The organism is Acidovorax sp. GW821-FHT10E03, assembly GCF_059415205.1.
Map to the genome: position 1 here is coordinate 201,698 of NZ_JBWKMU010000011.1, position 18,206 is coordinate 219,903.

Annotated in this window: 16 protein-coding genes; 12 read left to right on the forward strand and 4 right to left on the reverse strand. The window is 69.6% G+C overall.

Annotation, left to right across the window (positions count from 1 at the left end; all coding sequences use genetic code 11):
• Positions 1–127 precede the first annotated feature (127 nt).
• Positions 128–1,147, reverse strand: coding sequence for a zinc-binding alcohol dehydrogenase family protein (locus AC07OD_RS20190; protein ID WP_494597877.1), 1,020 nt, complete (start codon positions 1,145–1,147; stop codon positions 128–130).
• Positions 1,148–1,211: 64 nt separating this feature from the next.
• Complete coding sequence (locus tag AC07OD_RS20195; RefSeq protein ID WP_494597878.1) at positions 1,212–2,327, reverse strand: alkene reductase; 1,116 nt, start codon at positions 2,325–2,327, stop codon at positions 1,212–1,214.
• A gap of 137 nt (positions 2,328–2,464) precedes the next feature.
• Between AC07OD_RS20195 and AC07OD_RS20200 the strand changes: the two genes are divergently transcribed.
• From AC07OD_RS20200 to AC07OD_RS20225, 6 genes are all read left to right on the forward strand, one after another.
• On the forward strand, positions 2,465–3,424 hold the full coding sequence (locus tag AC07OD_RS20200) for a LysR family transcriptional regulator (RefSeq protein WP_494597879.1): 960 nt from the start codon (positions 2,465–2,467) through the stop codon (positions 3,422–3,424).
• Positions 3,425–3,560: 136 nt separating this feature from the next.
• Positions 3,561–3,902: a hypothetical protein gene (locus tag AC07OD_RS20205; RefSeq protein WP_218297289.1), complete on the forward strand. Its 342-nt coding sequence runs from the start codon at positions 3,561–3,563 to the stop codon at positions 3,900–3,902.
• A 3-nt stretch (positions 3,903–3,905) separates the two neighbouring features.
• Positions 3,906–4,259, forward strand: a complete 354-nt coding sequence (locus AC07OD_RS20210) for a hypothetical protein (RefSeq protein ID WP_494597880.1) — start codon at positions 3,906–3,908, stop codon at positions 4,257–4,259.
• A gap of 121 nt (positions 4,260–4,380) precedes the next feature.
• Positions 4,381–5,544 carry an iron-containing alcohol dehydrogenase gene (locus AC07OD_RS20215; RefSeq protein WP_494597881.1) on the forward strand — a complete coding sequence of 388 codons (1,164 nt, stop codon included), beginning with the start codon at positions 4,381–4,383 and terminating at the stop codon, positions 5,542–5,544.
• 98 nt (positions 5,545–5,642) lie between these two features.
• On the forward strand, positions 5,643–6,323 hold the full coding sequence (locus AC07OD_RS20220) for a type 1 glutamine amidotransferase domain-containing protein (RefSeq protein ID WP_494597882.1): 681 nt from the start codon (positions 5,643–5,645) through the stop codon (positions 6,321–6,323).
• A gap of 239 nt (positions 6,324–6,562) precedes the next feature.
• Positions 6,563–7,633: an alpha/beta hydrolase family protein gene (locus AC07OD_RS20225; RefSeq protein ID WP_494597883.1), complete on the forward strand. Its 1,071-nt coding sequence runs from the start codon at positions 6,563–6,565 to the stop codon at positions 7,631–7,633.
• Positions 7,634–7,890: 257 nt separating this feature from the next.
• Here AC07OD_RS20225 and AC07OD_RS20230 read toward each other — a convergent pair whose 3' ends face one another.
• The gene (locus AC07OD_RS20230) at positions 7,891–8,793 is read right to left on the reverse strand and encodes a LysR family transcriptional regulator (RefSeq protein ID WP_056422664.1); all 903 of its coding nucleotides are present in this window, start codon (positions 8,791–8,793) and stop codon (positions 7,891–7,893) included.
• A 185-nt stretch (positions 8,794–8,978) separates the two neighbouring features.
• Here AC07OD_RS20230 and AC07OD_RS20235 point away from each other — a divergent pair, with 185 nt between their 5' ends.
• From AC07OD_RS20235 to AC07OD_RS20255, 5 genes are all read left to right on the forward strand, one after another.
• Positions 8,979–9,707 carry a pirin family protein gene (locus tag AC07OD_RS20235; protein WP_396505137.1) on the forward strand — a complete coding sequence of 243 codons (729 nt, stop codon included), beginning with the start codon at positions 8,979–8,981 and terminating at the stop codon, positions 9,705–9,707.
• A 135-nt stretch (positions 9,708–9,842) separates the two neighbouring features.
• The gene (locus AC07OD_RS20240; RefSeq protein WP_494597884.1) at positions 9,843–10,544 is read left to right on the forward strand and encodes a hydrolase; all 702 of its coding nucleotides are present in this window, start codon (positions 9,843–9,845) and stop codon (positions 10,542–10,544) included.
• 162 nt (positions 10,545–10,706) lie between these two features.
• On the forward strand, positions 10,707–12,608 hold the full coding sequence (locus AC07OD_RS20245) for an amidohydrolase (RefSeq protein WP_494597885.1): 1,902 nt from the start codon (positions 10,707–10,709) through the stop codon (positions 12,606–12,608).
• 5 nt (positions 12,609–12,613) lie between these two features.
• On the forward strand, positions 12,614–13,018 hold the full coding sequence (locus tag AC07OD_RS20250; protein WP_492245750.1) for a DoxX family protein: 405 nt from the start codon (positions 12,614–12,616) through the stop codon (positions 13,016–13,018).
• The gene (locus AC07OD_RS20255; protein WP_494597886.1) at positions 13,011–14,654 is read left to right on the forward strand and encodes an MFS transporter; all 1,644 of its coding nucleotides are present in this window, start codon (positions 13,011–13,013) and stop codon (positions 14,652–14,654) included. The genes AC07OD_RS20250 and AC07OD_RS20255 overlap by 8 nt, the downstream gene beginning before the upstream one ends.
• Positions 14,655–14,749: 95 nt before the next feature.
• Here the strand turns inward: AC07OD_RS20255 and AC07OD_RS20260 are convergent, their stop codons facing one another.
• Positions 14,750–16,852 carry a molybdopterin-containing oxidoreductase family protein gene (locus tag AC07OD_RS20260; protein WP_494597887.1) on the reverse strand — a complete coding sequence of 701 codons (2,103 nt, stop codon included), beginning with the start codon at positions 16,850–16,852 and terminating at the stop codon, positions 14,750–14,752.
• Positions 16,853–17,004: 152 nt separating this feature from the next.
• Between AC07OD_RS20260 and AC07OD_RS20265 the strand changes: the two genes are divergently transcribed.
• Positions 17,005–18,153, forward strand: coding sequence for an ABC transporter substrate-binding protein (locus AC07OD_RS20265; protein ID WP_492245666.1), 1,149 nt, complete (start codon positions 17,005–17,007; stop codon positions 18,151–18,153).
• Positions 18,154–18,206 lie beyond the last annotated feature (53 nt).

Below are 18,206 nucleotides of genomic sequence, written 5' to 3' on the forward strand. Positions count from 1 at the left end.
AGGTCTCCTCGGGTTGTGGTGCCCTGTTTTATACCTGAAATACTGTTTGTAAATACAGTGTTTTTCAACCCGGCACACAATCTGCCGCGCGGATGGTGCTGCGCCCCCCTGCGTGGCCCGCAGTTCTTCAGGCCCATCCCTCCAGCACCAGCTTGCCCCGCGCCTTGCCGCTCTCGATGAGCGCATGCGCGCGCTTCAGATTCTCGGCATTGATGGTGCCAAACCGTTGGTCCAGCGTGGTGCGGATCAGCCCCGCATCCACCAGCTGCGCCACCTCGGTCAGCAGCCGGTGCTGGCCGATCATGTCGGCGGTGCCGAAGAGCGCGCGGGTGAACATCAGCTCCCAGTGCACCGACACCGACTTGCGCTTGAACTTCGTCACGTCGAGCGACACCGGGTCGTCGATCAGCGCGAACCGGCCCTGGGGCGCGATGGCCTCCACGATCTGGTCGAAGTGCGCGTCGGTCTGCGTGAGGCTCACGACGATGTCCACCGTGGGGTGGCCGATGCGCGCCAGCTCCTGCGTCAGGGGTTTGCTGTGGTCGATCACGTGGTGGGCGCCCAGGTCGCGCACCCATTGCTGCGTTTCGGGGCGCGATGCGGTGCCGATGATCGTGAGGCTGGTGAGCCGCGCCGCCAGCTGCGTGAGGATGGAGCCCACGCCGCCGCTCGCGCCGATGATGAGCAGGGTCCTGTTCGTCGGCTGCTTGCCGGGCACCACGCCCAGGCGGTCGAACAGCAGCTCCCACGCGGTGATGGTGGTCAGCGGCAGCGCGGCGGCCTCGGCAAAGTCCAGCGATTGGGGGGCGTGGCCCACGATGCGCTCGTCCACCAGGTGCAGTTCGCTGTTGGTGCCAGGGCGTGCGATGGAGCCCGCGTACCAGACGCGGTCGCCGGGCGCGAAGAGCGTCACGTCGGGGCCCACGGCGCGCACGATGCCGCTGGCGTCCCAGCCCAGCACCTTGTACGCCTGGCCCTCGGCGGGGCCGCTGCCCTTGCGCACCTTGGTGTCCACGGGGTTCACGGAAACGGCATGCACTTCCACGAGCAGATCGCGGCCGGTGGCCACGGGGTCGGGTTGGGTGATGTCGAGCAGCGATGCGGGGTGGTCGATGGCGCGGGGGGCTTGGTAGCCAATGGCTTTCATGGTGGTGTGTCCTTGCAGAAAAGGGAGGTGGAAAAAGACCGGTCCATGCGGTGGCGGCCAGGCGTCACGCCGCGGCCGCGTGCGCGCGGTAGTCGGAATATCCCTGGGCCGCGCCGCCGAACAGCGTGCCCGGGTCGTAGCCGGCCAGGGGCAGCCCGGCCGCATAGCGCGCGGGCAGGTCGGGGTTGGCGATGAACGGCCGGCCAAAGGCCACCAGGTCGGCCATGCCCGAATCCAGGATCTGCTGCGCGCGTTCGGGCGTGTACTTGCCCGCCACGATCACGCGGCCGCCATAGGCCGCGCGCAGGGCCTGGCGGAAATCGGCGGGAATGGAGGGGGCATCGTCCCAGTCGGCTTCGGCCAGGTGCAGGTAGGCCAGGCCCAGAGTGTCCAGCTCGCGTGCCAGGTGCAGGATGGTGGGGATGATGTCCAGGCAGTCCATGCCGCGCTGCGTGATGAACGGCGCCAGGCGCATGCCGGTGCGCTCGGCCCCGGCCTCGCTGGCCACGGCGGCGGCCACCTCGCGGGCGAAGCGGGTGCGGTGGGCCACCGGGCCGCCATAGGCATCGCTGCGGTGGTTGGAAGTGGTGCGCAGGAACTGGTCGATGAGGTAGCCGTTGGCGCCGTGGATCTCCACGCCGTCGAACCCAGCACGCATGGCGTTGGCGGCGGCGCGGCGGAAGTCGTCCACCACGCCGGCGATTTCGCTCGCTTGCAGCGCGCGCGGCACCGGGCAGTCGAGCATGTGGCCCACGCCGTCGCCGTCCGCCACCCACACCCGGGCCTCGGGGGCAATGGCCGAGGGCGCCACGGGCAGGCCGTCGGCGTGGAAACTGGCGTGCGACATGCGGCCCACGTGCCACAGCTGCAGCACCATACGGCCGCCGGCGGCATGCACCGCGTCGGTCACCCGGCGCCAGCCCTGCACCTGCGCGTCGCTGTGGATGCCGGGCGTGAAGCTGTAGCCCTGGCCCTGGGGCGAGACCTGGCTCGCCTCGCTCACGATGAGCCCGGCGCTGGCGCGCTGGGCGTAGTAGTCGGCCATGAGCGCGTTGGGCACGCCGCCCGGCTGGCTGCTGCGGGCGCGGGTCATGGGGGCCATCACCATGCGGTTGGGCAAGGTGAGCGGGCCGAGTTGCAAGGGGCGCGCGAGAGCGGGCGCGGTGGCGGTGGAGGTCATGGCGTTGTGCCTTGGCAAGCGGTGTGGAACATGGCCGTGATGGTGATCCTGTTGTCTTTTGTTTTAAATAGGATGGTGGTTGAATCAATATTCAAAGAAATTTTGAAAATACAGCCCTAAAACTCCCCACACCACCCATGAAAAGCCTGCAGGACCTCGACATCTTCGTGCGCACCGTGGACAGCGGCAGCCTGTCGGCCACCGCGCGGGCGCTGGACCTCACGCCGGCGGCGGCCAGTGCGGCCCTCAAGCGGCTGGAGGCCGAGCTGGGCGTGGCGCTCTTCGTGCGCTCCACGCGCAGCCTGCGGCTCACGCAGGAGGGCGAGCTGTTCCTGGAGCACTGCCGCCCCGCACTGGCCGCGCTGCAGCAGGTGCGGGGCCAGTTGCAAGGCGGCCAGGCCCGCGGATTTCGCGGCACGCTCCTGCTCGCCGCCCCCTCTGACCTGGGGCGCAACGTGCTGCTGCCGTGGCTGGATGCCTTCCAGGCCGAGCACCCGGGCATCGACATCCGCCTGCAGCTGTCGGACCGCATGGCCAATGTCTACAGCGAACCGGTGGACGCGGCCTTTCGCTACGGCAAGCCGCAGGATTCGAGCCTGGTGGCCCTGCCGCTCGCGGCCGACCACCGGCGCGTGCTGTGCGCCGCGCCCGCCTATCTGCAGGCTCGCGGGGTGCCCGCCACGCCGCATGCGCTGGCCGGCCATGACGCCCTGTGTTTCATGCTCGGCGAGGACGTGCACGACCGCTGGCGCTTCTGGGATGCGGCGGGCCAGGAGGTGCTGGTGCGCGTGCGCAGCCGCAATGTGTCCAACGACGGCGACGCCGTGCGCCGCTGGGCCGTGCGGGGCCGGGGCATCGCCTACAAGTCGTACTTCGACGTGGCGGACGACCTTGCCGCCGGGCGCCTGGTGCCGCTGTGCCCGGGCTGGACCACCGAGGCCGTGCCCCTGTTCCTCGTGGCGCCCAGCCGCCGCCAGCTCACGCCGCTGGTGCGCGCGCTGCGCGACTTCATGGCGCAGCGGCTGCAGGTGTTGGCGGGCGCGGAGTCCGGTCGCCAGGGCGAAACCAGGGGTGGGGCGGCAGGGGCGCCGGATTGATCGGGGCCTCCCGGGGACCGCAGCACCTGAGGGGCGGCGCCAGCGTGGCCGTGGCCGTTGCCGCTACAGTCGGTCCACGCAGGACGCGCCACCGCGGCGCGCACGTTCCGCGCCCCACCAGGAGTTTCTTTCTTCCATGCCCGTACCCGCCCCGCCCGAATGGGCCGATGCCTTGCGCCGCGCCCTGCCACTGGCTGCCCTGCGGCCCGGCGACGTGGGTTACTTCCTGGTCAGCCCCGGTGGGCGCTATGTGGCGTGCACGACCCACGCCCTGCATTCGGTGCTGATCGACACGGCGCAGCGGCGCTACGCCGTGCTGGCCGACTGGAGCGTGCGGGGGCTTGACGATGCCGCGGTCGAGCTGGAGTCGGACGAGACCCGCCGGCAGGCGTTTGCGGTCTATGCCGACCTGTGGCAACCCGCCTTCACCGACCCGGCCTTGCCCTGGCAGGCGGCACGAGAAGAGGCCGAGGGCTGATCCATGGCCACCACCACCACTACATCTTCGGCGGCGGCGCGCGTGCCGGTGCCGGTCTGGGCGGGGCTTGGTGTGCTCGCCGTGGGCCTTGGCGTGTCGCTGGCCTTGCTCACCGGCTTCGGGCAGGCCATGGCATGCGGTACGTTCGGGCTCGATTGCATCACCGCGGCCTTTGGCATGGTGCTGTGCACGCTGTGTGCCGCGCTGGTCCTGCTGCTGCGGGGCCTGGGCACCCTGCGCCGCAGCGGGGGATTCTCCGTGGCCACGGTGCTGACGGTGGGCATCGCTGGCATCGTGGCGCTGGCGCTGGCGATGGTGTTGCTGCTCGGGTTTGCGGCGCTGGTGGTGCTGCGGTAGGCGGGGCAGGGAGGGGCATGGCGCGCTGGCGGGCCGGTGTGCCTGCCCGCCGTGTTGCGCAGGCGACGCTCGCCCCGCCCCAGGGCACGACACAATGCCCGCACCCCACCCAAGGATTGCCATGCTGAATTTCGACTTTCACAACCCCACCCGCATCGCGTTCGGCCAGGGCCGCATCGCCGACCTGGACAAGCTCGTGCCCGCCGCCGCCAAGGTGCTCATCCTCGTGGGCGGCGCCAGTGCCGAGAAGACCGGCACGCTGGCCGAGGTGCGCACGGCGCTCGCCAGCCGCCAGCACGCCACCTTCAGCGGCATCGAGCCCAATCCCAGCTATGAAACCTCGATGAAGGCCGTGGCGCAGATCCGCGAAGGCGGGTTTGACTTCCTGCTCGCCGTGGGCGGCGGCTCGGTGATCGATGCGGTCAAGTTCATCGCAGCGGCCGTGAAGTTCGAGGGCGGCGATCCCTGGGCCATTTTGGAAAAGCACGGCCGCAACGTCACCGCCGCGCTGCCCTTCGGCGCCGTGCTCACGCTGCCCGCCACGGGCTCCGAGATGAACAACGGCGGCGTGATCACCCACCGCGCCAAGGGCGCGAAGCTGGCCTTTGGCAGCGTGCACACCTATCCCGTGTTCTCGGTGCTCGACCCCACCAAGACCTACACCCTGCCGCCCCTGCAGCTGGCCAACGGCGTGGTCGATGCCTTCGTGCACACGGTGGAGCAGTACCTCACCTACCCGGTCAACGCGCCCGTGCAGGACCGTTTTGCCGAAGGCATCCTGCAGACGCTGATCGAGATCGGCCCGCGCCTCTTGACCGCCCCCGAGCCCGTGTACGACGACCGCGCCAACCTCATGTGGGCGGCCACCATGGCGCTCAACGGCCTGATCGGCGCGGGCGTGCCGCAGGACTGGGCCACGCACATGATCGGCCACGAGCTCACCGCGCTGCACGGCATCGACCACGCGCGCACGCTCGCCATCGTGCTGCCCGCGCTGCTGCACGAGCGCCGGGGCCCCAAGCGCGCCAAGCTGCTGCAGTACGGCGAGCGCGTGTGGGGCATCACCACCGGCACCGACGACGAGCGCATCACCGCCGCCATCGACCGCACGCGCGGCTTCTTTGAAAGCATGGGCATCGCCACGCGCCTGTCGGGCTATGGCCTGGGCGCCGACACGGTGGGCGCCGTGGTGGCGCAGCTGGAGGCGCACGGGATGCTGCAGCTGGGCGAGCAGCGCGAGATCACGCCCGCCGTGAGCCGGCGCATTCTCGAAGCGGCGCTGTAGGCCAACGCCGCAACCTGCGCCGCACCCGGGCGCATCTGCGCGGATTGCGGGTACGGTGGGCGGCTTGACGTTTCACTCACCCCCAGAAAGGGACCGCAATGGCCCACATCCTCATGGTTCTCACGTCCCACAGCGAGTTGGGCGACACCGGCAAGAAAACCGGCTTCTGGCTGGAAGAGTTTGCCGCCCCTTACTACGTGTTCAAGGATGCGGGGGCCGAGGTGACCCTGGCATCGCCCCAGGGCGGCCAGCCCCCGCTGGACCCCAAGAGCGATGCGCCCGATGCGCAGACCGATGCCACGCGCCGCTTCAAGGGCGATGCCGCCGCCCAGGCGCAACTGGCCAGCACCCTGAAGCTGTCCGAAGTGAACGCGGCCCGGTTCGACGCCGTGTTCTATCCCGGCGGCCACGGCCCGCTGTGGGACCTGGCGTACGACACGCAGTCCATCGCCCTCATCGAGGCCACCCTGGCCGCCGGCAAGCCCCTGGCGGCCGTGTGCCACGCGCCCGGCGTGCTGCGCGGCGTCAAGGCGGCAGACGGCACGCCCCTGGTGCGCGGCAAGAACGTGACGGGCTTCACCAACGGCGAGGAGGCCGCTGCGGGCCTGACGGACGTCGTGCCCTTCCTGGTGGAGAACATGCTCATGTCGCACGGCGGCCTGTACACCAAGCAGGCCGACTGGCAGCCGCACGTCGTCACCGACGGGCTGCTGATCACCGGGCAGAACCCGGCGTCGTCCGAGCCGGCGGCGCAGGCGCTGCTCAAAGCGCTGGGTTGATGCCCACCGGGCGGCTGGCAGGCCGGCCACCCGCACGGGCCACCACCCGCCCACCCAGCGCGCGTTAACGCCCGGTTCGCACACGGCTCGCGCCCGTCGCCTGCCATTTCGCGCCACGCCCGCGCATTTCGTCGCATGCCGCTGCCTTTGCCGGCCTGCGGTGCCTACAGTGCCGCCATGCCGCACCGACCGTCACTCCAAGGTCGCGGCCCCTGGCACTCCAAGACGAAAGGCACACCGTGATCCTCCTCATTGTTCTTCTTTCCCTCGCCCTGCGGTGGGCAGCGCGGCATGTCCGGCCCGTAGCGGCCACCGCGTTCGTGGCGCTGGTCGCACTGGCAGGCCCCGCATCGGCCCAGCACGCCGGCCTGCGCACCCTGGTCGTGCCCGGTGGCGAGCCGATCAACGTCGCGCTGTTCTACCCCACCGTGCGCAGCGCGGGCGTGGTGCAGCTGGGCCCCTGGCGCCCGGTGGTCGGCCTGGGCGCGCCCGTGTCGGCCGAGCCGCTCAAGGGGCTGATCCTGGTGTCGCACGGCACGGGCGGCAATGAACTCGCGCACCACAACCTGGCCACGCGCCTGGCGGCGGAGGGCTACCTCGTGGCCGCCGTGCGCCACCCGGGCGACAACTGGCAGGACCGCTCCATGATCACCTCGGGCCGCTACTTCGGCGAGCGCCCGCGCCAGGTCAGCCGCGTGCTCGACGCGCTGCTGGCCAGCCCCGAGTGGGGCCCCCGCATTCCGGCCGGCCGCATCGGCGCACTGGGCCACTCGGCCGGCGGCTACACCGTGCTGGCCCTGGCCGGCGCCCAGGCCGAGCCCGCCCGCGCCGCCCAGCACTGCCGCAGCGTGCAGGACGACCCCGGCTTCTGCGGCCTGGCCCAGGGCCCCAAGGCGCCGCAGCCGGCCGCTGCCAACACGGCCACGCCCGCCAACGTGGTGCCGGACGGCGCCCTGGTCTCCGTGCCCGACCCGCGCATCCGCGCCATCGTCGCCCTGGCGCCCATGGCCGTGGTGTTTACCCCCGAGAGCCTCAAAGCCGTGACCGTGCCGGTGCTGCTGCGCGTGGCCGAGCAGGATGCCGTGCTGACGGGCAAGTACCACGGCGGGCTGGTGGCCGCCAATCTGCCCACCGCGCAGGCGGACACCGTGCCGGGTGCCGGCCACTTCGCCTTCATGGCCCAGCCCAGCCAGAGCCTGCCGTCCGACGCGGGCGACGCCGCCGCCAACCCGGCGGGCTTCGACCGCGTGGCCTACCACGCGGTGCTGGAGGCGCAGGTGGTGCAGTTCTTCGCGCAGCAGTGGCGCTGAGTCTGAATTATCAAGATAAAAAAGCTGCCTACCGCTTGTCTGGCAAGCGCAAGCAGCTATCAAAAGTGTAGTGCCGGCTTCCGCCGGGCCCCTAGGGACCCTCTGCACGAATCATCGCGCCGTGTGCATCTGCGGTCTCGGGCGGCCTGCGGCGTTGCAAATACTCGCAATAGCTACGGCTATTGCTGCGTTTTGCGCCTTGCACTCCATCCCGATCCGCAGCGCACACTTGGCAGCTCGATCCGTGCAGAGGATCCCTAGTACGGCAGGATTCCGGGCAGCAGCGGCCGGGCCAGCCGCTCGCACCACCACTTGAGCGCCTCGCCCCGGTGCTCGGGCTTCCAGGCCAGCCAGAAGGTTTCATCAGCGCGGGGCTCTTCCACCGGCACCTCCACCAGGATGCCGTTTTCCAGCTCCACCCGCACGCAGGCGCGCGGCACGAAGCCGTGGCCCAGCCCGGCGGCCTGGCAGGCGATCTTGGCCTGCATCGACGGCACGGTGATGCGCCGCTGGCCCGACAGCAGGCCCACCGTGCGGTCCGACAGCGTGCGCGCCCCGTCGCCCACCACCACGGCCGTGTGCTCCAGCAGGTCGCTGCGCGTGAGCGGCCGGCCCAGGCGCGCCAGCGGGTGCGACGCAGTCACGCAGAACACGAAGTCCAGGCTGCCCACCGCCACGGCCTTGTAGCCGCCGCCGGCGGGGCCTTCGCCCGCCGCCACGATGATGTCGGCGCGCCCGTCGCGCAGCGCCTCCCAGGTGCCCGTCAGCGCCTCGCAGCCGATGCGCAGGCGCGTGCCGCAGTCCAGCCCCTCAAAGGCCGCGATGTCGTCGTTGAACGCGCTGGTGGGTATCAGCGAGTCGTGCACCAGCCGCAGCTCGGACTCGAACCCGGTGGCGATCTGCCGCAGGCGCGATTCGAGCTGCCGCGCCGAGGCCAGCAGCCAGCGGCCCTCCTTGAGCAGCTCGTGCCCCGCGGGCGTGAGCGCCACGCGCGGCCCGTTGCGCGTGAACAGGGCCAGGCCCAGTTGCTCCTCGAGCTTGCCCACGGCGTAGGAGATGGTGGACGGCACCTTGTGCAGCCGCTCCGAGGCGCCCGCGAACGAGCCGTAGCGGGCAATCGCATCCACCAGTTCGATGGCTTCGAGGGAGAGTTTCAGCATGGCAACAGGCCCGGAATTTCAATCATCGAAATTATCGATGATGGATGGCCAAACCTTTCAACCTGATGCCCTCCCATGCGCCGGATACTTCATCCATCGCAGCACTGATGCCCAATGAAATCCAGCAGATTTCAAACCGGACTCCCAGTGTGAAATTCATCGACAGACATCGAAAGGAAGACACCATGCTCGACATCCGCAAAGCCCAACACCGCGGCAACGCCAACCACGGCTGGCTCCATTCGCGCCACACCTTCTCGTTCGGCCACTACCACGACGCCAATCAGCAAGGTTTTTCCGACCTGCTGGTCATCAACGACGACCGCGTGGCTCCCGGCAAGGGCTTCGGCACCCACCCGCACCGCGACATGGAAATCTTCTCGTACGTGCTGGAAGGCGCGCTGGAGCACAAGGACTCCATGGGCACCGGCTCGGTCATCCGCCCTGGCGACGTGCAGATGATGAGCGCCGGCACCGGCGTGCGCCACAGCGAGTTCAACCACTCGGGCGTTGAGCCCGTGCACTTCCTGCAGATCTGGATCGTGCCCGGTGCCCGCGGTGCCGCACCCCGCTACCAGCAGGTGCACTTCAGCGAGGCCGACAAGCGCGGCCGCCTGCGCCAGATCATCTCGCCCGAAGGGGCCGACGGATCGCTGGCCGTGCACCAGGACGCCCGGGTCTATGCCGGCTTGTTCGACGGCAGCGAAGAAGCGGCCGATCTGGACGTGGGCCCGGGCCGCAACGTGTATGTGCACGTGGCCCGCGGCAGCCTGGAGGTGAACGGCGAGCGGCTGTCCGAAGGCGACGGCGCCCGCATCCGCGACGCCGGGGCCCTGCGCTTTGCCCACGGCGAAGGCGCCGAGGTGCTGGTGTTCGACCTGCGGCCCAACGAGCTGCCCACGATGCCGCACTGAGCGGATGGGGCGCCGCTGAGGAGCGGGGCGGGCGATGCCGCCCATCCCTTGCGCCCCGGCCCGCCGCATTGCCTTGACTCGTTTTTTGTTGGTTCTTCTTCACGTACTTCGTCTTCAATTTCCAGGGAGCTCACCATGACCCACGCCAACACGACAACGACCACGACTGCCAGCGCCAACGCCGCCCGCCCCGTCGCCTACGCCAAGCCCGGCGCCACGCTGCTGAACGCCGACGACCACACCCTGGTCATGATCGACTTCCAGTCGCAGATGGCCTTTGCCACGCACTCCATCGACGCGATCACGTTGCGCTCCAACGCGGGTCTGGTGGCCAGCGCGGCCGCCGGGTTTGGCGTGGACACCATCCTTACCACCGTGGCTGAGAAGAGCTTCAGCGGCCCCATGTTCGAAGAAGTGACCGCACCGTTCCCCGGCCAGGCGCTGCTGGACCGCACCTCCATGAACACCTGGGAGGACGAGGCCGTGATCGCACGTGTCAACGCCATCGGCAAGCCGCGCATCGTGCTGGCCGGCCTGTGGACCAGCGTGTGCATCGTGGGCCCGGCGCTGTCGGCGCTGGACCAGGGCTTCGAGGTGTATGTGATCGCCGACGCCAGTGGCGACATCTCCGTGGAAGCGCACAACCGCGCCATGGAGCGCATGGTGCAGGCCGGCGCGCGGCCCATTACGGCGCTGCAGTACCTGCTGGAGCTGCAGCGCGACTGGGCACGGGGCGAGACGTACGACATGACGACGGGTATCGCCAAGAAGTTCGGTGGCGGCTATGGCCTGGGCATCACCTACGCCAAAAGCATGTTCAACGCCCACGAAGCCTGAAAGAGCACACCATCTTTCTACTGCGCGGGCCGATCTCGCACCTGCGGTTCTCGCCGTACGCAAGTACGGCTGCGGTCCTCGGTGCGACCTCGGCCCGCTCGCTACGAAATCTGGTGCACTCTTTGCGCTCTGCCAATGCTGAAATTTCGAAGTCCGAAGACCATGACACAACCCGGCCAAACCCCTGACCTCATCCTGCGCAACGGGCGCTTCACCACGCTGGACCGCGCCAACCCCACGGCCAGCGCGGTCGCTATTGCGCAAGGGCGCTTCACCAAGGTGGGCGACGACCGCGAGGTGATGGCGCTGGCCGGTGCGGGCACGCGGGTCATCGACCTGGGCGGGCGCAGCGTGCTGCCGGGGCTCATCGACAACCACCTGCACATCATCCGCGGCGGCCTCAACTTCAACATGGAGCTGCGGTGGGACGGGGTGCGCAGCCTGGCCGATGCCATGGCCATGCTCAAAGCGCAGGTGGCGGTGACGCCCGCGCCGCAGTGGGTGCGCGTGGTGGGCGGCTTCACCGAGCACCAGTTTGCGGAAAAGCGCCTGCCCACGCTGGCCGAGCTGAACGCCGTGGCGCCCGACACCCCGGTGTTCATCCTGCACCTGTACGACCGCGCGCTGCTCAACGGCGCCGCGCTGCGCGCCGTGGGCTACGGCAAGGACACGCCCGCACCACCCGGTGGCGAGATCGTGCGCGACAGCGCGGGCAACCCCACGGGCCTGCTGCTGGCCAAGCCCAACGCGGCCATCCTGTATGCCACGCTGGCCAAGGGCCCCAAGCTGCCGCACGACTACCAGGTCAACTCCACGCGCCACTTCATGCGCGAGCTCAACCGCCTGGGCGTGACCGGCGCCATCGACGCGGGCGGTGGTATGCAGAACTATCCGGATGACTACGACGTGATCCAGGAGCTGGCCGATGCCGACCAGCTCACCATCCGCCTGGCCTACAACCTGTTCACGCAAAAGCCCCAGCACGAGAAGGAAGACTTCCTGAGCTGGACGGCCACCTCGCAGTACAAGCAGGGCACGGATTACTTTCGCCACAACGGCGCGGGCGAGATGCTGGTGTTCTCCGCCGCCGACTTCGAGGACTTCCGCCAGCCCCAGCCCGAGCTTGCGCCCGGCATGGAAGGCGAGCTGGAAGAGGTGGTGCGCATCCTCGCGCAGAACCGCTGGCCCTGGCGCATGCACGCCACCTACGACGAGACCATCGAGCGCGCGCTCAACGTGTTCGAAAAGGTCAACCAGGACACGCCGCTGGCCGGCCTGAACTGGTTCTTCGACCACGCCGAGACCATTTCGGAAAAGTCGATCGACCGCATCGCCGCCCTGGGCGGCGGCGTGGCCGTGCAGCACCGCATGGCCTACCAGGGCGAGTACTTCGTCGAGCGCTACGGCGCCGCGGCGGCCGAGGCCACGCCCCCGGTCAAGCGCATGCTGGAGAAGGGCGTCAACGTGTCCGCCGGCACCGACGCCACCCGCGTGGCCAGCTACAACCCCTGGGTGTCGCTGTCCTGGCTCGTCACCGGCAAGACGGTGGGCGGCCTGCAGCTCACGCCGCAGCGCAACTGCCTCACCCGCGACCAGGCCCTGCGCATGTGGACCGAGAACGTCACCTGGTTCAGCAACGAGCAGGGCAAAAAGGGCCGCATCGAGGCGGGCCAGCTGGCCGACCTCGTCGTGCCGGACCGCGACTTCTTTGCCTGCCCCGAGTCCGACATCGCCGACACCACGGCCCTGCTCACCGTGGTGGGCGGCAAGGTGGTCTATGGCGTGGGCGACTTCGCGCGCTTCGACGACGCGGCCCCGCCGCCCGCCATGCCCGACTGGTCGCCCGTGCGCACCTTCGGCGGCTACGGCGCCTGGGGCGCCCAGGGAGGGCCGGACGGCGCGCCGCTGCAGGCCGTGCTGCGCAACGCGGCGGCGAACTGCGGCTGTGCCAGCAACTGCAACCTGCACGGCCACGCCCATGCCACGGCCTGGAGCAGCAAGCTGCCCGTGTCCGACCTGCAGGGCTTTTGGGGTGCGCTCGGCTGCGCCTGCTGGGCGGTGTGACGGTGCTGCACGCATTGCACACCGCCGCCACCGCTCCCTGGGTGCAGACGCTGGCGCTGCTGTGCCTGTGCGCCGCCTACCTGCAGGGCGGCATCGGCAAGGCCCGTGACTTTGCCGGTGCCGTGGCCGAGGTGCGCTCGCTCGGCCTGGCGCCCGCCGCGCCCATCGCTGCCGCCACGCTGGTGCTGCAGCTCTCGGCCTCGGCGCTCATCCTGTCGGGCTGGTACCGCTGGCTGGGGGCGCTGGCCCTGGCGGGCTTCACCGTGCTCGCCGCCTTGCTGGCGGACCGCTTCTGGGCTGCACCGCCCGCCGATCGGCAGCGCAGCGCCAACGCATTTTTTGAACATTGGGGCCTGGTGGGCGGCATGCTGCTCGTCGCCTGGCACGACCTCGGAGGCCGCCATGTCTGATCACCGCCCAACCAAACCCGACACCACCACCGCATCGGGCAGCTTCGCGCCGCTGGCCATTCCCGTCTTCGCGGTGCTGTGGACCGCCACGGTGCTGGGCAACATCGGCAGCTTCATGCGCGACGTGGCCAGCGCCTGGATGGTGACCGAGCTCTCGTCCAGCCCCACCGCGGTCGCGCTGATCCAGACGGCCGCCACGCTGCCGGTCTTTCTGCTCGCCATTCCCGCGGGTGTGCTGTCGGACATCCTGGACCGACGCCGTTTCCTCATCGGCGTGCAGGTGCTGCTGGCCGCCGTCAGCGGTACGCTGCTCATCCTGGCCAACACCCACACGCTGACGGTCGAGTGGCTGGTGGCGCTGACCTTCGTGGGCGGCATCGGCGCTGCGCTCATGGGCCCCACCTGGCAGTCCATCGTGCCCGAGCTGGTGCCGCGCAGCGAACTCAAGAGCGCCGTGGCGCTCAACTCGCTGGGCATCAACATCGCACGCGCCATCGGCCCTGCGGCGGGCGGCCTGCTGCTGGCCAGCTTCGGCGCGGCGATGGCCTACGGCCTGGACGTGCTGAGCTATGTGTTCGTGATCGCCGCGCTGCTGTGGTGGAAGCGCCCGAAGGCCGAGGCGTCAGGCCTGAACGAGCAGTTCTTCGGCGCCTTCCGCGCCGGCGTGCGCTACGCCCGCGCCAGCCGCGAACTGCACGTGGTGCTGCTGCGCGCGGCCGTGTTCTTTCTGTTTGCCAGCTCCGTCTGGGCGCTGCTGCCGCTGGTGGCGCGCCGCATGCTGGGCGGCTCGGCAGGCTTTTACGGCGTGATGCTGGGCGCCGTGGGCGCGGGCGCCATCCTGGGCGCCGTGCTGCTGCCCCGTTTGCGCCAGCGGCTCGACACCGACGGCCTGGTGCTGCTGGCATCCCTGCTCACCGCCGCCGTCATGGGCGTGCTGACCGTGGCCCCGCCCCAGTGGGCCGCCGTGGCGCTGATGCTGGTGCTGGGCCTGGGCTGGATCATCGCGCTGACCACCCTCAACGGCGTGGCCCAGGCCGTGCTGCCCAACTGGGTGCGCGGCCGCGGCCTGGCCATCTACCTCATGGTCTTCAACGGCGCGATGGCCGCCGGCAGCCTGGGCTGGGGCCTCATCGCGGGGCAGGCCGGCTTGCCGGTCACGCTGCTGATGGGCGCGGCCGGGCTGGTGGTGGCATCGCTCATCTTTCACCGCGTGAAGCTGCCCACCGGCGAGGCCGACCTGCAGCCCTCCAACCACTGGCCCGAGCCCCTGCTGGCCGAGCCCGTCGCGCACGACCGGGGCCCGGTGATGGTGCAGATCGAATACCGCATCGCCAAGCCCGACCTGCCCGCCTTCCTGCAGGCCATGCAGCGCTTGTCCCAGGAGCGCCGCCGCGACGGTGCCTACGCCTGGGGCGTGGCCGAACACACCGGCGAGCCGGGCCGGGTCATCGAATGGTTCCTGGTCGAATCCTGGGCCGAGCACCGGCGCCAGCACCACCGCGTGTCCAAGGCGGACGCGGACCTGCAGGCGGAGGCGCTGCGGTTTCACCAGGGAGCGGAGCGGCCCGTGGTGCATCACTTTCTGGCGTTGACTGCGGGGGACGCAGGCCGCACCCATGCCATGCAGGCACAGTGAGAGGTGGTTTTTAGTGAAAATAGCTACTGGCGCCTGTCCAATAAGCGCCATTAGCTATCAAAACATGAGCATTCTGCGTGTCTGGCAGAGCGCGGTCAGCCTGCTATTGCCGCTGCCTCCACAGCCTCCACCTCCACCAAGCAGTCATAAAACGTCGGCGCGCGGCCCAGGTCCGTGAGGGCCTGGCTGGTGACCTCGTTCACGTTGGTGCCGTCAAGCCCCAGCTTGCGCCACCAGATGCCCAGGCCGTTGACCACGCCGGGCCGTGCGCGGCGGGAGACGGTGGCGTGGCACTGGTAGCTGCCACGGTCGTTGAACACGCGCACCACGGCGTCGTTGGCGATGCCGCGGGCTTCGGCGTCGTCGGGGTGGATCTCCAGGATCGGGCGGCCTTCGATGTTGCGCAGGCTCGTCACGTTCACGAAGGTGGAGTTCAAAAAGTTGCGCGCAGGCGGCGAGATCATGGCCAGGGGGTAGCGTGCGTCGGTGCCCTGCAGTTCGTAGTTGGGCAGGTGGTCGGGCAGGCCGTCCAGGCCCTGGGCGGCCAGGCGGGCGCTGTAGAACTCGCACTTGCCCGACGGTGACGGAAAGTTGCCTTCGGCGAACAGTGCATCCGGGATGGCCACGGTGGCAAAGCCCTGGGATTCGAGCAGCGCGTAGTCCACGGCATCCCCAAACGCCTGGCGGCACAGCGCCTCGTCGGTGTCGGCAAAGCAGGGGTCGGCAAAGCCCATGCGCGCGGCCAGGTCGCGGAAGATCTGGGCGTTGCTGCGGGCCTCGCTCAAGGGCTGGATGGCGGGGCGGTTGAGCACCACGTCGGTGTGGCCGTAGGACAGGTGCACGTCCCAGTGTTCGAGCTGCGTGGTGGCGGGCAGGATGTAGTCCGCGTAGTCGGCGGTGTCGGTCTTGAAGTGCTCCAGCACCACGGTGAACAGGTCTTCGCGCGCAAAGCCGCGCACCACCTTGCCCGAGTCCGGGGCCACCGCCACGGGGTTGCTGTTGTAGACCACCACGGCCTCGACCTTCGGGCCGAAGGCGGGCGATGCCTCGCGCAGCAGGTCGTCGCCGATGGTCGTCATGTTGATGGTGCGGGGCACGCGCCCTGAGGCCGCCTGGGGCATCAGGTCGGGCCGCTGCAGCACCGCGCGCTGCGCCGGGAACTGGCCGGAGCTGGACAGCAGCACGCCGCCCGCGCGGTGGCGCCAGGCACCGGTGAGGGCGGGCAGGCAGGCCACGGCGCGCACCGCGTTGCCGCCGCCGCGCACGCGCTGCATGCCGTAGTTCAGGCGGATGGCGGCGGGCTTGGTGGTTCCGTAGTCCTGGGCCAGCTGGCGGATCTGCTCGACCGGAATGCCGCAGATCTCGGCGGCGCGCTCGGGCGGCCACTGCAGGGCGCGCTCGCGCAGCGGGTCCCAGCCCAGCGTGTGGCGCGCGATGTAGTCGTGGTCCAGCCAGTCGTGGGCGATCAGCTCGTGCATCAGCGCCAGGGCCAGCGCGGCATCGGTGCCCGGGCGCAGGGCGATGTGCTCGTGGCATTTGTCGGCTGTCTCGCTTTTGCGCGGGTCGATGCACACCAGCCGGGCGCCATTGCGCTTGGCCTGCTGCGCGTAGCGCCAGAAATGCAGGTTGCTGCCGATGGAGTTGCTGCCCCAGATGAGGATGAGCTGCGATTCGGCGAAGAACTCCACCTTCATGCCCACCTTGCCGCCCAGGGTCTGCGTCAGCGCTTCGGCCCCGGCGGATGCGCAGATGGTGCGGTCGAGCAGCGATGCACCGAGCTTGTGGAAGAAGCGGCGGTCCATGCTCTCGCCCTGCACCATGCCCATGGTGCCGGCGTAGCTGTAGGGCAGCACGGCCTCGGGGTCGCGCGCGGCGATGGACTGCAGGCGATGGGCGATGTCGTCCAGGGCCTCGTCCCAGCTGACAGGCGCGAACTGGCCGCTGCCCTTGGGGCCCGTGCGCTTGAGCGGAGTGAGCACGCGCTCGGGGTGGTAGCTGCGCTCGGTGTACTTGCTCACCTTGGCGCACAGCGCGCCGTCGGTGTGGCGGTGGTCGGGATTGCCCTGCACGCGGGTGGCCACGCCGTTGTCGTCCACGGTGGTGATCAGGGCGCAGGTGTCGGGGCAATCGTGCGGGCAGGCGCCACGCACCTGGACGGGGGCAGCTGGCGGAGAAATGGTGGCGGAAGGCGTGGACATATGTGGGGTGGTCGTTAAACTGCCAGAGGGTTGGAAACGGCGTGCATATCTAACCAACATCTATCAAATTGCGCATCGCTTCCCCAGCAGGCTGCTCACCGGCAGCATCGAGGGGTCAGCCTCGTTGTGTTGACAGGAAGAGGGATTTCACCATGAAGCAAATGGCATTGGGGCGCAGACAGTTTTCCATCGGCCTGGGTGCGGCCGCGCTGGGGGGCTTCCAGAGGGCGGGTGCCCAGGGCGAAGGCCGCATCGTGCTGGGCCAGTCGGCTGCCTTCACCGGCCCGGCGGCGCAGCTGGGCGTGCAGTTCAACCTGGGGGCCAAGCTCTTTTTCGACCAGCTCAACGCCCAGGGCGGCGTGGGCCGGCGCATGGTGGAGATCCGCACCATGGACGATGGCTACGAGCCCGACCGCTGCGCCGAAAACACCAGAAAACTCATCGCCGACGAGGTGTTCGCCCTGTTCGGCTACATCGGCACCCCCACCAGCCTGGCCGCGCTGCCCCTGTTCACCCGGGAGAAGGTGCCGTTCTTCGGCCCCTTCACCGGGGCCGAGGCGCTGCGCCAGCCATTCAACCGGCTCATCTTCCATGTGCGCGCGTCCTACTACGACGAGACCGCGCTCATCGTGCGCCAACTCACCAACCTCGGGCTCAAGAAGATCGCCGTGTTCTACCAGAACGACGCCTACGGCAAGGCCGGGCTCGACGGCGTGAACCGGGCACTGGCCGAGCTCAAGCTCGCGGCGGTGGCCACGGCCACGGTGGAGCGCAATTCCACCGATGTGAAGGCCGCCGTGGACAAGCTGGTGTCCGCCCAGCCCGACGCCGTGGTGCAGATCGCCGCCTATGCGGGCAGCGCGGCCTTCGTGCGCGCGGCGCGCAAGGCGGGGTACGGCGGCACGTTCTACAACGTGTCTTTCGTGGGCACGCAGGCCCTGGCCGACGAGCTGGGCAAGGACGGCGCGGGCGTGGTGGTCTCGCAGGTCGTGCCCTCGCCCTACCAGCCCTCGCGCCAGATCACGCGCGAATTCCTGGAGGCCATCAAGAAGGGGGGCGACAAGGTGCAGCCCAACTATTCCAGCATGGAAGGCTACCTGGCCGCCCGCATCTTCACCGAGGGCCTGCGGCAGGCGCAAGGCAGTGGCAAGCTCACGCGCGAGAGCTTCATCGCCGGCACCGAGGCGATCGGCAACCAGGTGATCTCGGGGTTTCCGGTGTCGTTCAGCGCCACCAGCCACGCGGCGTCGAAGTTTGTCGAGATGTCGATGCTGACGGGGGACGGACGCGTGAGGACTTGATATCCCCCTGAGCCGCTTCGCGTCTTCCCCAGAGGGGGACGCCACCCGTGGCC

Coding starts and splice junctions, on each gene's coding strand:
- AC07OD_RS20190 (WP_494597877.1), bottom strand. CDS start 1,147: ATGAAAGCCATTGGCTACCAAGCCCCCCGCGCCATCGACCACCCCGCA.
- AC07OD_RS20195 (WP_494597878.1), bottom strand. CDS start 2,327: ATGACCTCCACCGCCACCGCGCCCGCTCTCGCGCGCCCCTTGCAACTC.
- AC07OD_RS20200 (WP_494597879.1), top strand. CDS start 2,465: ATGAAAAGCCTGCAGGACCTCGACATCTTCGTGCGCACCGTGGACAGC.
- AC07OD_RS20205 (WP_218297289.1), top strand. CDS start 3,561: ATGCCCGTACCCGCCCCGCCCGAATGGGCCGATGCCTTGCGCCGCGCC.
- AC07OD_RS20210 (WP_494597880.1), top strand. CDS start 3,906: ATGGCCACCACCACCACTACATCTTCGGCGGCGGCGCGCGTGCCGGTG.
- AC07OD_RS20215 (WP_494597881.1), top strand. CDS start 4,381: ATGCTGAATTTCGACTTTCACAACCCCACCCGCATCGCGTTCGGCCAG.
- AC07OD_RS20220 (WP_494597882.1), top strand. CDS start 5,643: ATGGCCCACATCCTCATGGTTCTCACGTCCCACAGCGAGTTGGGCGAC.
- AC07OD_RS20230 (WP_056422664.1), bottom strand. CDS start 8,793: ATGCTGAAACTCTCCCTCGAAGCCATCGAACTGGTGGATGCGATTGCC.
- AC07OD_RS20235 (WP_396505137.1), top strand. CDS start 8,979: ATGCTCGACATCCGCAAAGCCCAACACCGCGGCAACGCCAACCACGGC.
- AC07OD_RS20240 (WP_494597884.1), top strand. CDS start 9,843: ATGACCCACGCCAACACGACAACGACCACGACTGCCAGCGCCAACGCC.
- AC07OD_RS20245 (WP_494597885.1), top strand. CDS start 10,707: ATGACACAACCCGGCCAAACCCCTGACCTCATCCTGCGCAACGGGCGC.
- AC07OD_RS20255 (WP_494597886.1), top strand. CDS start 13,011: ATGTCTGATCACCGCCCAACCAAACCCGACACCACCACCGCATCGGGC.
- AC07OD_RS20260 (WP_494597887.1), bottom strand. CDS start 16,852: ATGTCCACGCCTTCCGCCACCATTTCTCCGCCAGCTGCCCCCGTCCAG.
- AC07OD_RS20265 (WP_492245666.1), top strand. CDS start 17,005: ATGAAGCAAATGGCATTGGGGCGCAGACAGTTTTCCATCGGCCTGGGT.